At 49.6% G+C, this 14,781-nt stretch carries 14 protein-coding genes; 10 read left to right on the top strand and 4 right to left on the bottom strand.

The window, feature by feature from the left end; translation table 11 throughout:
- Positions 1 to 106 precede the first annotated feature (106 nt).
- A complete protein-coding gene (locus Mpt1_RS01055) occupies positions 107 to 676 on the bottom strand; it encodes a PDDEXK family nuclease (RefSeq protein ID WP_048111458.1) in 570 nt (189 codons plus the stop codon).
- Positions 677 to 751: 75 nt separating this feature from the next.
- Entirely contained in the window at positions 752 to 1,078 is a 327-nt protein-coding gene (locus tag Mpt1_RS01060; protein ID WP_048111460.1) for a HesB/IscA family protein, read from the bottom strand.
- 166 nt (positions 1,079 to 1,244) lie between these two features.
- Between Mpt1_RS01060 and Mpt1_RS01065 the strand changes: the two genes are divergently transcribed.
- Complete coding sequence (locus tag Mpt1_RS01065; protein WP_048111463.1) at positions 1,245 to 1,922, top strand: M48 family metalloprotease; 678 nt, start codon at positions 1,245 to 1,247, stop codon at positions 1,920 to 1,922.
- Between the two features lie 24 nt (positions 1,923 to 1,946).
- Here Mpt1_RS01065 and Mpt1_RS01070 read toward each other — a convergent pair whose 3' ends face one another.
- A complete protein-coding gene (locus tag Mpt1_RS01070; RefSeq protein ID WP_048111465.1) occupies positions 1,947 to 2,138 on the bottom strand; it encodes a 4Fe-4S binding protein in 192 nt (63 codons plus the stop codon).
- Positions 2,139 to 2,594: 456 nt separating this feature from the next.
- Between Mpt1_RS01070 and acs the strand changes: the two genes are divergently transcribed.
- The 3 genes from acs (at position 2,595) to Mpt1_RS01085 (ending at position 6,496) form a co-directional block, all read left to right on the top strand.
- On the top strand, positions 2,595 to 4,547 hold the full coding sequence (gene acs, locus Mpt1_RS01075; RefSeq protein WP_048111467.1) for an acetate--CoA ligase: 1,953 nt from the start codon (positions 2,595 to 2,597) through the stop codon (positions 4,545 to 4,547).
- Between the two features lie 141 nt (positions 4,548 to 4,688).
- Entirely contained in the window at positions 4,689 to 5,492 is an 804-nt protein-coding gene (gene dph5, locus Mpt1_RS01080; RefSeq protein ID WP_048111469.1) for a diphthine synthase, read from the top strand.
- A complete protein-coding gene (locus Mpt1_RS01085) occupies positions 5,489 to 6,496 on the top strand; it encodes a class I SAM-dependent methyltransferase (RefSeq protein ID WP_048111471.1) in 1,008 nt (335 codons plus the stop codon). The genes dph5 and Mpt1_RS01085 overlap by 4 nt, the downstream gene beginning before the upstream one ends.
- 1 nt (position 6,497) lies before the next feature.
- Here Mpt1_RS01085 and dcd read toward each other — a convergent pair whose 3' ends face one another.
- On the bottom strand, positions 6,498 to 6,986 hold the full coding sequence (gene dcd, locus Mpt1_RS01090; RefSeq protein WP_048113585.1) for a dCTP deaminase: 489 nt from the start codon (positions 6,984 to 6,986) through the stop codon (positions 6,498 to 6,500).
- 159 nt (positions 6,987 to 7,145) lie between these two features.
- On the opposite strand from dcd, the gene Mpt1_RS01095 reads away from it, so the two are divergent.
- The 6 genes from Mpt1_RS01095 to Mpt1_RS01120 all read left to right on the top strand — a co-directional run bounded on the left by Mpt1_RS01095 (position 7,146) and on the right by Mpt1_RS01120 (position 14,779).
- Entirely contained in the window at positions 7,146 to 7,643 is a 498-nt protein-coding gene (locus tag Mpt1_RS01095; RefSeq protein WP_148305787.1) for a hypothetical protein, read from the top strand.
- A 49-nt stretch (positions 7,644 to 7,692) separates the two neighbouring features.
- A complete protein-coding gene (locus Mpt1_RS01100) occupies positions 7,693 to 9,054 on the top strand; it encodes an ABC transporter substrate-binding protein (protein WP_148305788.1) in 1,362 nt (453 codons plus the stop codon).
- A 3-nt stretch (positions 9,055 to 9,057) separates the two neighbouring features.
- A complete protein-coding gene (locus Mpt1_RS07380; RefSeq protein WP_082007210.1) occupies positions 9,058 to 12,045 on the top strand; it encodes an iron chelate uptake ABC transporter family permease subunit in 2,988 nt (995 codons plus the stop codon).
- Positions 12,035 to 12,841 carry an ABC transporter ATP-binding protein gene (locus Mpt1_RS01110; protein ID WP_048111480.1) on the top strand — a complete coding sequence of 269 codons (807 nt, stop codon included), beginning with the start codon at positions 12,035 to 12,037 and terminating at the stop codon, positions 12,839 to 12,841. Before Mpt1_RS07380 ends, Mpt1_RS01110 begins: the two co-directional genes overlap by 11 nt.
- Before the next feature lie 17 nt (positions 12,842 to 12,858).
- Positions 12,859 to 13,575, top strand: a complete 717-nt coding sequence (locus Mpt1_RS01115) for an NAD-dependent protein deacylase (RefSeq protein ID WP_048111481.1) — start codon at positions 12,859 to 12,861, stop codon at positions 13,573 to 13,575.
- Between the two features lie 94 nt (positions 13,576 to 13,669).
- Positions 13,670 to 14,779, top strand: coding sequence for a pyridoxal phosphate-dependent aminotransferase (locus tag Mpt1_RS01120; protein WP_048111482.1), 1,110 nt, complete (start codon positions 13,670 to 13,672; stop codon positions 14,777 to 14,779).
- Positions 14,780 to 14,781 lie beyond the last annotated feature (2 nt).

Raw genomic sequence — 14,781 nt, forward strand, 5'->3', positions numbered from 1 at the left:
GCGCAAAATAAAGACATTGTTTATTAAGAGTAAAACTGATGATGTGGCGGCCGGATGAAGAAAGAATCGAGCTGATCAGTGATGAGCCCTATGAGTGCTGACGGCCTTATTCCTCATATATCTCTCCGGTGTCCGCAGGTGCGGAAAATATGTGGCCTCTCGACATGAATGAAATGAGATCGCAGAGTTTCATACCCTCATTCCATCTCATTATGTAGTTGCCGTTGCCGGTGACCTCCATACAAGGGATCATTTGCCTGAGGTTCTCGTTCTTACCTTTAATCTCTTCTCCGGTCGGTATCGTGAAGATCCTCCACGGATCCCCCCTTACGCTCTTCAGCCTGAACGCATAAATCGGAAGAAGATTGGATCTGTGGCATGCGTTCTTCATCTTTGCCGCCTGCTGGGTGAGTCTAGGGTTCCTGCTGAAGTGCATTATTTCTTCCGCAGAGCTCTTTACTTCGATCGGGAAGGAGTAGTCCCACCTCATTGCGACAAGGTCGACCCCTAGAGAACCCGCCGCCCTTACGACAAGGAACGGCTCCTCCAACATGATCTTGTATGAGATGCTTTCATCCTCATCACATGTCTTGATCATCTGGGTAATCGTTTTCTTGTCTCCGCTAAGGACGTATTTCAATTCTCTTTCGTATATGCTTCCGGTCGATGAGGGCATTCTTATCAGTGATTCATTGTCGAAATGGTATTAAAAGAAAACACCCAGGTCCCCGAAAGTACCCGAAAGTACGACTTAGTGGCAACCGCCGCCGCAAGACGAGCAACCGCTGAAGTTCGGATCGCGGATCGTCAGACCCGTACCGAAGTTCGGATCGTCTATGAACTCTATGACGCAGCCCTCAAGGGCGTCCTTGGTCTCGTCATCGTAATAGATCGCGAATCCGGAAGCGCTGTTGTCCACTATGTCCCCATCGGCGGCGTCTTTCTGGAAGGACATTCCGAACTGGGGCCCGGAACAGGCAATCCCCGAAAGATAGACCTTGATGCCGTACCCGGCCTTCTGATTCTTTTCCAGAAGTTCGTTGATGAACTTCTCCGCATTAGCCGTAATCGTTACCATGATTATCGAATCCGAATTGATAACGTTATATAAATAAGCGATTAAGGGAAGGAATAATCGGTTGATAGGAAAAAATGGAAACGTAGTATAACTGTACTATGCCCGGTTTATATGAAAATCCCAACAGTCTAGCTCTACACGAGTAAACTCGTCGGGAGAAAAAGAAATGGAAACAGAAGACGTCCTCAGGACAAAGTTCAAGGAAATTGGGAAAGAGTATGGATTTGATAGGGTCGAAGCGGAATTTGTCCCATTCAAAGAATTCAAGGTAAGATGGCAGAGAAGCTATAAGTGGGCGGACTTCAAAGTGTCCGACTATCTTGCCGATGCACCACCGGAAGTTATCGAAGGGTTGTGCACTTCCCTGTTCTCAAAGATAACAGGCGATGACGAAGGATATTCGGATGATATGTGCAAGTGGATAACCGCTCCGGAGTTCTCGCGGTATAAGCAGCCGGTGTACCTCAAGAGAAGCAGGAACATAACAAGGACCACGAAGGGAGACGCCAGAGATCTGGACGAGTCGTACGAGAGGCTGATCGGGCTGGGGCTGGTCGAGAGGGATCCGTCGATAAATCTGACGTGGACGAGAGAGCCGAATATTCGAAAGGTCGGGCATTGTTCCGTACTGATGAAGGTGATCCAGATATCCAGTGCTCTGGATACGGAGCTGATACCGGAATTCGTTCTGGATTTCTGCCTTTATCATGAGCTGTGCCACATCCTGATCGGATTCGATCCTTCCGAAAAAGCGCACAGCGAGCATTTCTCGGCGCTTGAGGAGAAGTATCCGAAGAAGGATGAAGCAAAAGAATGGCTGAAAAGGCTTTGTTTATATTTGTGAGCGCATGCTCACATCTTTATTTTTTTACAGATCTATCCTTTCAAATGCGCCCTTAGGACAAAAGTCCTCGCACGCCCCGCACAATACGCACAGAGCGGGATCCACCTCCGGCAGGGAGTAAATGGTCTTTTGAGATATGGCGCCGTTGGGACAGACCTTGATTGCAGGGCATTTGTGATCCTGCGGACATTTTGCTTTATTTACTGTCATTATCATGATGATCAAGATGGTGAACGGATTATAATTAAAGGTGTCTGTCGGAGCTAATTGATTTTTTGTAGCATTCGCCGAACATCAAGTGTCTCCGCGGCGTTAACACACTTTTTCACGGTCCGATGATGACACCGGTCTCGAAGCACTGACTTACGCCGGGAGTATGTGTCGGACCCTGCGTTGGCTTCCGGTCACGGCTGCGATGACTCATCGCTGCTACCGCAAGAGCCCCTTTTCAGGGACAGGGTCGCTGTCAGCCGCCGCGTGCACATGGCAATCACCGATCATGCCCCTACGCCGTTACGGCTGTCATGGGATAGTGTGATCACCGTTCTTAAAGTGTGTGCAACATCATATCTAATACGTCGATTGCCGTACGTGGAGTACGCACCCTTAATATATGATGACGTATTCAAACGCTCAGAACATTCCCGATGTTCTTCGACAAAGAGGGAGAAAATGAACCCAGAAAATTCGAAAGGACAGTATCCGCCATCGAGCGAATATCGAAAGAGCGCTTACTTTAAGAGTTTCGACGAATACAAAAAAGTATATGACGAATCGGTAAAGGATCCTGTCGCATATTGGGTGAAGCAAGCAGACAACATTGATTGGTATTCAAAGGGTTGGAAGGATGCTTTCACTTGGGATAAGACTGAGAATAAGTTCACATGGTTCAAGGGAGGCAAACTGAACGTATCGTACAACTGCCTCGACAGACATGTGAATGCCGGAAAAAAGAACACCGCGGCATTGATCTTCCAGGGTGAGGACGATTCGGATGTGAAGATATACACATACGGCGGGTTGTTGCGCCAGGTGAAAAAGTTCGCCAATGTCCTTAAGAGCAAGGGCGTGAAGAAGGGCGACAGGGTCGCGATCTATCTGCCTATGATCCCGGAGCTGCCGATAAGCGTCCTTGCATGCGCAAGGATAGGTGCGATCCACAGCGTCATGTTCGCAGGACTCGGTACCGACTCTGTATACAACCGTATAATGGACTGTACCCCCAAGGTGGTCATCACCTCCGACGGAAGCTTCCGCGGAGGAAAGATCATCGACATAAAGGGTAAGGTCAACGAGGTCCTGGAAAGGGAGAACCCCGTTAAGCACGTCATCACCGTCAAGCGTACCGGCACCAACGTCGCAATGAAGTACGGAAGGGATGTATGGTGGCATGAGGAGATGGCGGAAGCCTCAACTGTATGCGAACCGGAAGTGATGGATGCAGAGGATCCTCTGTTCCTGCTTTACACAAGCGGGACCACCGGAAAGCCGAAAGGATTGGTACACACCAACGGAGGATATATCGTAGGTGCATACACCTCGTTCAGGAATGTGTTCAACTATAATCCAGGACAGATCTACTGGTGCACAGCCGATATCGGATGGATCACCGGACACTCATACATAGTGTACGGTCCGCTTTCATTCGGTGCGACGGCCTTGATGTTCGAAGGAGTCCCCAACTTCCCCGACAATGACAGATACTGGCAGGTCGTGGAAAAGTGGGAAGTGGATATATTCTACACCGCGCCGACATCGATCAGAATGATCAGGAAGACCGGGGACGAGCACATATTGAAGCACGACCTCACATCACTCAAGATGCTCGGGAGTGTCGGTGAGCCGATAGATGCCGACGTTTGGAAGTGGTACCACCGCCTGATAGGCGGAGGAAGATGCCCGATCGCCGACACATGGTGGCAGACCGAGACGGGAAGCATATTGATATCTCCGATGACGGGAGCCATGGACCTAAAGCCCGGCTCGGCCATGAGGCCTCTCCCAGGTGTAGAACCATCCATATACACCGAGGAAAAGAAGCCTTGCGGCCCCGGGGAGAGCGGAAATCTCTACATCGACAAGCCGGTCCCATCGCTCGCAAGAACGATATGGAACGACCACAACAAGTATGTTGAGACCTATTGGGCCGCTTTCCCCGGCCACTACCTGACCGGAGACGGAGCAAGGAAGGACAATGACGGCGACATCTGGCTGTTGGGACGTGTCGACGATGTGATAGGCGTTGCGGGCCACAGGATAGGTGCCGCCGAGGTCGAGGCTGCGATGATAACGCACCCTGCGGTCGCAGAGGCGGCAGCCGTGCCGGTGCCCGATGACATCAAAGGTGAGGCGATATACGTGTACGCCACACTGAAGGACGGCTACAAAGACTCCGATGCCCTGAAGAGGGAAATGATCAACCAAGTACGCCACTCGATGGGACCGTGGGCGACCCCGAAGACGATCCAGATCGTCAGCGGACTGCCGAAGACCAGAAGCGGAAAGATCATGCGCCGTATCTGCAGGAAGATCGCTTGGGGAAGCGGCCGCGAAGAGCTCGGTGACGTCACAACGCTGACCGACCCAGCCGTCGTCGACGAGATGATCAAAGGCAGAATAACTTAAAACAAGAGAGGAGCAAAGCTCCTCTCATCTTTTTTCCTCCTTTTTTTATTTTCTTTTTTATTAGAACGTTGCCTGCATGGTAACGTTCGGCCTCTTTCTCTCGGCATAATCGTTTAATCTCATGATTCCTTCTGACGTTCCATGAGATCGGGCATCGTCTTCGTCGGACTGGGGCTCAGCGGCACTGACGGAATGACAGTCAAAGGACTGAACGCATTGAAAGAATGCGACAAGATATACGCCGAGTTCTACACTTCCACGTTGATAGGGGCGGCGATAGGCGATATTGAATCCGCCATCGGAAAGAAGATCAACATGGTTCACAGGACACAGGTCGAGGAAGAGGAATTCATTATCTCCGACGCAAAGACGATGGTCGTGGGGTTCGTAACCGCCGGCGATACGATGCTGGCGACCACCCATGTCGATCTCAGGATCCAGGCGGAAGAGGAAGGGATACCTGTGAAAGTGATACACGGCGTGTCCATATTCGGGGCGTGCCCGTCATCGCTGGGTCTTCAGCCGTATAAGTTCGGAAGGACCGTAACGCTGCCCTTCCTGGAGTCCGGTTACCAACCGAAATCTCCGTATGATAACATTAAACAGAACAAGGACAGAGGTCTCCACACGATGATCCTCTTGGACATAAGGGCCGATGAGCTGAGGTACATGACGGCCCATCAGGCCATCGAATGGTTAATAGAGGGAGAGAAGAAATGGAACGAAGGCCTGATAACGGACAGGACAGTCATATGTGTAGTATCCAACGCCGGTTCCGAGAATGAAAAGCTGTTCGCCGGATACCCTCAGGACCTTTTGAAGAAAGATCTCGGGGCCCCGCTGCAGACGTTGGTCATTCCGGGAAATCTGCATTTCATGGAATCTTATGCGTTAGTGGATTTTGCGGGCGCACCCAAAGAGATAATAGAAAACGAGGATGAATGACGCGTAAATGCATACTTGTTCCGAAGAGAGACGGGGAACGCGTCAGGGCCGAGCTGATATCAAAAGGCATACTCGATGCGGGAAGGAAGATCGGTTCCGATGACAGACTCCTTTTTATACCTATTTTGACAGACAAGTATGAGGGCTATGAAGTAACAGAGGCCGATCTGGAACATCAAGAACACATTCCCACGGACTACAGGGAATTGTTGGATATCCAGGAAGAATTCAAGCAAGAACTGCCGACATCTTTCGATGTGATCGGCGATGTCGCGATAATAAAATTACCGGACGAGGTGATGCGGTTCAAACATCAGATCGGCGAGGCGATGATGTCCGTCAACAGGTCGTTGCGGACCGTAATGATGGATTCCGGGGTCAAAGGAGACTTCAGGATAAGGGAGCTCGAGCGGATAGCCGGGGAAGGAGGCTCCGAAACGATACATAAAGAATTCGGAGTAAGGATGATAACAGACCCTTCGAAAGTATACTTCAACCCAAGGCTGGCGACCGAAAGGTCGAGAATAGCGTCCCTGGTGAAGGAGGGGGAGATAATAATCGATATGTTCGCAGGGGTCTCTCCCTTCGGCCTTGTTATAAGCAAGACATCAAGACCCGGAGTAGTTTATTCTATCGATCTCAATCCCGACGCAGAAGGTTTTGTGCGAAGGAACATGGAACTCAACCACATCGAGAACATCGTACCCATCACGGGGAACGCGAGGGAAATGATCAAGGTCCTTCCCGAAGCAGATAGGGTCATAATGAATCTGCCTCAGATTGCAGACGAATTCCTGACCGATGCGTTATCCGGAACGAAGATAAACGGCATGATACATCTTCATAAGGTCATTGAAAGGTCCGAGCTCGATCACTTCGAAGAAAAAATGATGAAAGACGCCGTTTCTTTGGGGTATGAAATATCGATAGACAATATCACAGAATTGAAAACATATTCGCCCACAATGAGCGTTTATGTCTTCGATATAAGAAAAGTGAAGTGAATCACTTCTTCTTGGGTTCCAACGTAACTCCCGTCTGTCCCTGATAGTTGCCGCTTCTCTGTGCATAGTCCTTGTCCGATGCGGTCGTAAGGGTCTCGAAAATCATCTGGCAGAATCTTTCGCCGATCGGTATCTCAACGAAATCGTCGGTTGCGTTGTATGCTCCGAGCGTGAGCGTGCCTTCGAATCCCGCATCTATTTTCCCGAATGCGCCGATGCACCCCTTTCTGATCCAGGTTGTCCTCATCCACAGCTGGGCACAGACATCTTTCGGCATGCGTACTCTTTCTATCGTTGAGACGTAGAACATGGTTCTCGGAGGTATTTTGACAACACCTTCTTTTTTGAGTTCCGGATCGCCTCTGATCGATATCTCGGAGATCCTGAGGTCGTAACCGTTCGGGGTCAGTCCCCTCTCATGATAATTTGTTATTCCTATGTAGCCGGTTCTCATTCCTTCCAAGATGTCTTTGTCTGAAAGTATAGCCATGGTGTTGCATACATCATATTGTTTATAATGTTTCATGGAAAAGCAGTCGAATGCCTATATACAAGTATATAAAATAGATTGAGTTGGATGTATAAGACAACTTATATACCAGACACTGCACTCTTGTTAGCACAATGCAGGTCGCCTGAGGTGATTAAAATGGCGTTAGGAAAAAAACTATTGATTGCCATCGTAGCTATCGTGATCATTGTGATCATTTGTATAGCGGCCGGAATTATTGTTCTCAACAAGGACAAAGATAACAAAAATGAAAACACAACAACTTATTGGTATTACATTAACTATAGTGATGATGCAACAAGCACCGGTAACTGGTTCACCGGAACCGGAAACAATGCTTCAGAAGCACTCATTCATACATTGGATGCTAGTGGAATCGAAAACAGCATTAGCGGTGCATGGATAACATCAATCAACGGTGTCGAACCGAGCTTTGACGTGGATAGCAAAAGCTGGTATACATGGGTTTGGGACGAAACAGGTTCGGAGTGGACACTAGGAGAAGGTGAATTGGGACTCGAAGAGCCAGGTGCAACAATATTCTACCTGGGGGTAACAACCATTGATGCGATCCCACCCACATTCACACCAAACTTAATCTCGGACAGTCTGGTCGGAGGGCCCTTCGCAGCATAAACACTACGGCCGCTCCTGCGGCCTTTTTCTTTAATTCGGAGGACAGATATTGAAAGCTCAAAAACTGAAACTGGCACTTTCTCTTGTTTTGATAGTGTTTGGTGCGGTATCCGTCCCATTTTTTATTTCTGATACGAACACAGCGCAACCTCAGGCATCCGGGTTCCTTATCGACTTTGGGGATTGGAATGTAACTTGGACCGAAATGGACATGCAGACCAATCAAAACCCTTTCGATGCGTTGAGCACAGCGTGCAAAGAAAACAATTTCACATCATCGATAGAGGACGGAACAGTGAAAGAGATCAACGGAGTATCCTCGGATGGCACATACAGCTGGAACTTGTGGACGATATCCAAGAACAGCCTGACCTGGGTGAAGGAATCGAGCCCTCAAAACATTGATCTTTCGAAATATACGATTGCGGCATGGGCTTATACAGACGGAAGCGGCACCCCGACCGTGGCTGTCGATAACTCAGGAAGATCAATATATGGTTACCCCCAGGCTCAGAGAACGGTGACCCTTGCTCCCGCCATCACGGAAATGATAGCGGCTCTCAGGGCGGTAGAGACCCTGGTGGGCACCGACATGTACAGCACTTATCCCGCCTCCGTGGTCGCCGGGCAGAATAACGGCACCATAAAGATACTCGGTGATTACCTGAACCCGAGTTTCGAGCAGATCGTTGCGGCGGCACCGGATATGGTGTTCTGCGACGGTTCGATATACACACACCACATCGCAACCGATAAGCTCAGGAATGTGGGAATAAACACGGTTTTGTTGTATTGGGGGGCTGACGTTCAGGAAATAATGGACAACATATACATCGTGGGAGTGGCGATCGGGTATGGGATGCGCGCACTCGAAGTGATAAGCACGATCGAGCATGCTATGGATGGGGTCACAGGCGCGATATCCGAACACGTGAACGCACAGAGCGTCAGAGTGATGCTCGCATTGACACCCGACAAATCTCCGTGGGTATCAGGTTCCGACACGTATGTCAGCGATCTTACGTCGATCGTGAACGGAGATAACGTATTCTCATTTCTGTCGGGATGGTCGCAGGTCAACTCGGAGCAGGTGATCTCACAAAACCCGTCTGTCATAATACTTCTGACGACCAACTACATGTCGAATCAGAGCGACTATGATTCTATGATCAACTCGCTCTCTGCGGAGTGGAGGACAACAGATGCGTACAAGAACGGGAACATATATCTGGTGACCGGAGCGGCAGGGAATATGTCAACGCTTCCGGGACCGAGGTTCATACAGCTGATGGAGCTGACAGCCCGTATATTGAACCCCGACATCTTCAATGACATCAAAATGCCAAAATATATCGGGGACAACTACGAAGATTTCCTCTCATTCACAAAAGACCTTGATTTCAAAAACTGAGGGATGAACATTAGAAATAACATTCGAAAAGCCGTGTTGTTCGCCGTTTCGGCGCTGCTTGTGATAACGCCGCTGCTGGTATTCGCGCACAACGCAAGCGCAGACGGTTCCGGGGGAGAGGGGGTCCTTTTTGACATGGGGAACGGAGACACAAAGTGGTCAGATATCAATTCCGGCGGGAGTATCAACGATGTTTTATACAAAACCGCATCGGACGCGGGATTTTCATACAGTTACAGTTCCTCTTCAAAAGCAATAACCATAAACGGAGTGACGGAAACAACTATCGGTTCGAAATCAACAGGCGGAAGCATGATCCGATCCGGAACCACAGGCGTAACGGTAACATCAAAATGGATAGCTTATCAATGGGACGGCAGTGCGAAAGCATGGAATGTCATTTCTGACATCTCGGCACCTTACACAGGCGGATATCTGGCGCTCGGATTCTACCCAAACGGTCAGACACCCGTTGAGACCCCCGATAATCCGTCGGCATGGACCATGATCAGAGGCGATTCTTTGCAAACCGGAGCACAAGATACGACCGAGTCGGATCGGCAGGCCGAATTCAAATGGACTGACACAAGGCCGAGTTCCGGGGTCCAGGCATCGGTCCTATCGGCGAACGGCTGCATTTTTGTGAAGTACAATCCGTCAAAACTGATACCTCCCGCAACATCCGCCATAGGATATTTGGTGTGTTATACAATGGATGGTAAGGAACAATGGGAGTTCTCATACCCCACCATGCCTGTTTACGATCTGTCCACACCGTTGATCGTTGGGAACAACATCTACATTCCGACCTCTTACGGTTACATATTCAAGGTCCCTCTGACGGGGCCGGGCGATAATAACGAGAATGTTACAACATTCGGCGGCAAAACATATGCGAGTTTGGACATCGGGAGTCAACAGGGGGCGATATCCTCTTCGACAGGCGCAACGCTTACCGGAACAGTATACAACAACGGCCCTGGCTCCTTGGTATTCGATTCGGGTGCGATATATTTCAGTTCGACCAACGGCATGATGTACTGTTTTGACGTGAGCTTGAATCTTATATGGTCAAGTCAAATGGGCGGTTCCGCATATTTCATATCTCAGACCGTCACCGACAAGTATGTTTTCGCAGGGGCGCTGAACGGGGGGCTTTATGCTATCGACAAGAAGAACGGCTCGATAGTCGATCAAACGATCGTTTACACCAGGACAGTGAACGGAAAGGATTACGGTTCGGTGTTAGCGGTGGCGGCATTCGAGAATAACGGAATATACACTCTGGCATTCGGGGTGTCGGACGGAAGGGGATTGAATGTATTGGTAGGGGGTGTTGCAATATACACTTTCGACGGCAGTAAACTTTCTAAGAGATCCCTCAACACAAGCGCATTCGGAGTGGTCGCGAATTATGTATTGCCTGTGACGACAGAAAGTTTCGAAGGAATTTATGTTTCAGCTTCGAACGGCATATTCAGCGTTGACCTGGACGGTAACTATGTATTGCTGAATGATAAGATCACAACGATAAGAGCGCCGATGGTACTTGTCAACGGGGATTCGATATATGTCCAAGGCTATTCCATAAACGAACCGTTGTATGTGTTGTCGCTTGACGGCACGATCCGAAGCACATTCGTAGCACCCAAGGAAGGCGCGGCGAACTTCAGCATGGCTCCGGCCCTTTCAATGGACGGATGGGTGTTCTTAGGCAATGACTCCGGGGTCAATGCGGCATACGGAACATTCCAAGTATATCAGGGTCAAAACGGATCCTCGGGGCTCCCGCTGATATACATCGTCGCAGCGATACTCGCAGCGATAATTCTGATACTCATTGCGGTGTATGTTGTCCTTAAGTACGTTAAGAAAGAGGATAAACCGTTCAATTATATATCTCGGAGAATAAAGCATTATTTGGGTGGAGAGGACCTCAGACATAACAAGCGCAGCAAACATCGCCTCTGGGTAGTGCTGGCAATAGGGATAATCCTGTCTGTTGTGGTATTCTTCGCGTCGCTTTGTATCGGATATCACGCTACAATGTCTTTCGGGGATATGTTACATGCGCTCTTCGGCGCAATTTCCAACGGCGGTGCGGACCCATCTAATTTAGATCAGATACGTGTGTTCGAATCGAGGCTGCCGAGAGCGCTCGCCGCTCTCGGAGTAGGTATCGGATTGTCCGTCGCAGGTTCAATGTATCAGGCCGTGATAAGGAACCCCCTCGTCGATCCGTATATAATGGGAGTATCTTCAGGGGCGGGTACGGCGGCGGTAGCTGTAATAGCGTTCCACTTCACATTCTTCGGATTATTTGCGGCGAACTCGATATTCACCACGGCCATCGTGGCAATGATCGGAGGTCTGATTGCATTTGCGGTAACGATGTTCATTGCCGAAAAGGCAGGCGGAACATCCATCAATTTTGTTCTCGCGGGAGTGGTGGTCGGTCTGGCGTTCAGTTCGATACAAACTCTGATGATGTCAATGGCAGGGCACGAGGTCAGCAATGCTTTGTCCTGGCTGTTCGGCTCGTTTGCCAACATATCATGGAACCAGGTCTGGATCATATTGTTGCCCGGTCTTGCGATGTCGTTGGTCCCGCTGTTATGGGCCAAAGAACTTAATCTAGTTCTACTGGGAGAGGATCAGGCCCAACAAATGGGTCTGAACGTCCGCAGGTTCAACAGGCTGATCCTGATCCTGGCATCGGTCTTAACGTCTCTCTGCGTCGCGTTCGTGGGAATAATCGGATTTGTGGGTCTTGTGATCCCGCACCTGTGCCGTATGATGTTGGGCGGGGACCACAGGCTTGTGCTCCCCGCATCTATCGCTTTCGGAGGGGCCCTTATGATGTTCGCGGATCTGGCGTCAAGGACGCTGTATCTCGGACTGGAACTGCCCGTCGGGGCGATAACAACAATAATCGGTGTGCCTGTGTTCGCATATCTGTTGATAAGAAGGGGGAAGATGTATGACGGATGAACCGCCGCTTTTGGAACTATCGGGATTGAACAAGATCTACGAGAACGGATTCCATGCAGTGAAAAATGTTTCATTCACGATCGAGTCCGGTCTGCTCGTCGGCCTGATAGGGCCGAACGGATGCGGTAAGACGTCAATGATGAGATGCATAAATCAGATGCACAAGATATCATCCGGGGATGTCCTCATCGACGGGGAATCGGTCCTCGGAAAGACCCCCGCGGACATAGCGAGGAAGGTCTCCAATGTCCCCGCCGAATTGAAAGCGAGCTTCGGCCTCACCGTTTATGAGACGGTCATGCTCGGCCGTTATCCGTATCTGCAGAATGTATGGTGGGAAACAGATGAGGATGAGGACCTGGTCGAGGATGTTATGAAGAAATTCGGAGTGTATGAGCTCAGGGACAGGCCGCTGAACATGCTCTCGTCCGGAGAGAGGCAGCGTGCGCTGATCGCAAAAGCATATGTTCAGGAGCCGAGACTCATGCTTGTTGATGAGCCGACCGCACATCTGGATATGAAATACAAGCTGGAAGTGATGGAATACCTCAACGCAATGGTCAAAAAGGACATGTCCATACTTGTCGCGGAACACGACATCTCTCTTATGGCAAGATACTGCAAGAAATGCATAATCATGAAACGCGGCGAGATATATGCCATAGGCGATCCGAAAGAAGTGATCACGGAACAGCTCATACAAGACGTGTATGAAGTGAGTGCGTCGGTAGGGTTCGATAAGGACGGGGAGCTCTTCGTGCTTCCGAAGAGATATACGGGGAACTACCATCTCTGATAGATCGGAGAAAAAAAATGAAAGAAAAGATCGACACGCTGAGGTCAATGATCGACGGTTCAGATAACATCGTGTTCTTCGGCGGCGCCGGTGTCTCGACGGAAAGCGGGATCCCCGACTTCAGAAGCACATCCGGACTGTACAATCAAGAGTACAAGTATCCGCCAGAAGAGATAATCTCACATTCATTCTTCATGAGGGACCCGGAAGAGTTCTATCGGTTCTACCGGAACAAGATGGTCTGTTTGGACGCAAAGCCCAATGCCGCGCATTTCAAACTGGCGGAATTGGAATCAAAAGGCAAGCTGAGGGCGGTTGTCACGCAGAACATAGACAACCTGCACCAGCTGGCGGGGAGCAAATGCGTCCACGAGCTTCACGGTTCTGTTTTCCGTAACTATTGCACAAGATGCGGGAAATTCTACACTGCCGAATACATAATGCAAAGCGCCGGAATCCCGAGATGCGATTGCGGAGGGACGATCAAACCGGACGTGGTCCTTTACGAGGAGGTTCTGGACCAGCTTGTGCTAAGGAAGTCGATACAGGCGATACAGGAGGCCGATGTCCTGATCATCGGAGGCACATCGCTGGTCGTTTATCCCGCTGCCGGTCTGCTGCAGTATTACTTGGGGAACAAACTGATACTGATAAACAAGACAGAGCTCCCTCAGGAAAGCCGGGCCGCATTGGTCATTCACGGTAAGATCGGAGAGATAATGTCCCAAATATGATTTTGGTACTTTTTTGAGGCGTTGGGTTTATTATGTTTCACAATATTACATCATATGGATTAATAATCCATCCATGTTGTAAAAGTGAGATCGGATGAAGTACGGAAGAAAGGTCTTGACAGGGATCCCAAAGACCGTCCACGGCGGACAGGCTTGGAAAATGAAAGGCATAGAAGATTACAGCCACAATCTGAATCCCTTCGGACCTCCGGAGTTCCTTCATGAAATAGTCTCGACCGCCATGGAGGATGTCGGCCACTACCCCGATGACAACTGTACGGAGCTCAAAGCAACTCTTTCGAAGATTTTCTCTCTTAAAGAAGAGAACATCGCCATCGGTTCCGGCTCTTCGGAGATAATAAGGAATTTCCCCAACGCTTTCATAGAGAGCGGCGAGAAAGCGGTCATCAACAGACCTTCTTTCGCCGAATACTCCCAGCAGTGCAGACTGGTCGGAGCGAAGATAGAGTACAACGAGCTGTCTGAGGAAGGCGACTTCAGGATCGATCCGAAAGGTCTTTCTTCCGCTTTGAAAAAGGACGTCAAAGCGTTATACATCTGCAACCCCAACAATCCCACCGGCAGGATAGAACACCGGAGCAAGATACTCGAAATCGTGAAAGAGTGTCAGGATAAGGGAATATTGGTATTCTTGGACGAGACCCTTTTGGAACTTGTTCCAAACCACGAAGAGATATCATGTGCCGGATTCGTAAAGAAATATGACAATCTGGTAATCGCCGGATCCCTGACAAAATCCTTTGCGATACCCGGCATAAGGATAGGATACGGTATGGCCTCGCAGCATCTCATCGAGGAGATGGACAAAGTGAGGATGACATGGAACGTCGGGCAGATAGAGCAGAATGTTGCCAGGATACTGATGTCTGAGCATATGGATTATGTTCACAAAGCGGCCGCCGTCATGGCAAAGGAGTCAAAGACGATGCATTCTCAACTGAAGGCGTTGGGGTTCCCGATAGGGAACGTGACCGATTCCTTCTTCTATTTCTGCTCTTTGAAAGAGATAGGCATCAAGTGCGCCGAATTCCAAAAACTCATGTTAAAAGAGAAGATAATGGTCAGGGACTGTTCGTCCTTCGGCGAAAGATTCGATTCATTCGTCAGATTCAGCGTGAAGGACAGGGAGAGGAACGAAATGTTCGTTAAAGCGGTCGAGAGAACAATGGAACGGCTGGGGTGATA

This window comes from Candidatus Methanoplasma termitum (assembly GCF_000800805.1).
Classification (GTDB): domain Archaea; phylum Thermoplasmatota; class Thermoplasmata; order Methanomassiliicoccales; family Methanomethylophilaceae; genus Methanoplasma; species Methanoplasma termitum.

Bases quoted from the DNA above. Each gene is read 5' to 3' on its own strand.
- Mpt1_RS01055 (WP_048111458.1), bottom strand. From the start codon at position 676: ATGCCCTCATCGACCGGAAGCATATACGAAAGAGAATTGAAATACGTC.
- Mpt1_RS01060 (WP_048111460.1), bottom strand. From the start codon at position 1,078: ATGGTAACGATTACGGCTAATGCGGAGAAGTTCATCAACGAACTTCTG.
- Mpt1_RS01065 (WP_048111463.1), top strand. From the start codon at position 1,245: ATGGAAACAGAAGACGTCCTCAGGACAAAGTTCAAGGAAATTGGGAAA.
- Mpt1_RS01070 (WP_048111465.1), bottom strand. From the start codon at position 2,138: ATGATAATGACAGTAAATAAAGCAAAATGTCCGCAGGATCACAAATGC.
- acs (WP_048111467.1), top strand. From the start codon at position 2,595: ATGAACCCAGAAAATTCGAAAGGACAGTATCCGCCATCGAGCGAATAT.
- dph5 (WP_048111469.1), top strand. From the start codon at position 4,689: ATGAGATCGGGCATCGTCTTCGTCGGACTGGGGCTCAGCGGCACTGAC.
- Mpt1_RS01085 (WP_048111471.1), top strand. From the start codon at position 5,489: ATGACGCGTAAATGCATACTTGTTCCGAAGAGAGACGGGGAACGCGTC.
- dcd (WP_048113585.1), bottom strand. From the start codon at position 6,986: ATGGCTATACTTTCAGACAAAGACATCTTGGAAGGAATGAGAACCGGC.
- Mpt1_RS01095 (WP_148305787.1), top strand. From the start codon at position 7,146: ATGGCGTTAGGAAAAAAACTATTGATTGCCATCGTAGCTATCGTGATC.
- Mpt1_RS07380 (WP_082007210.1), top strand. From the start codon at position 9,058: ATGAACATTAGAAATAACATTCGAAAAGCCGTGTTGTTCGCCGTTTCG.
- Mpt1_RS01110 (WP_048111480.1), top strand. From the start codon at position 12,035: ATGACGGATGAACCGCCGCTTTTGGAACTATCGGGATTGAACAAGATC.
- Mpt1_RS01115 (WP_048111481.1), top strand. From the start codon at position 12,859: ATGAAAGAAAAGATCGACACGCTGAGGTCAATGATCGACGGTTCAGAT.
- Mpt1_RS01120 (WP_048111482.1), top strand. From the start codon at position 13,670: ATGAAGTACGGAAGAAAGGTCTTGACAGGGATCCCAAAGACCGTCCAC.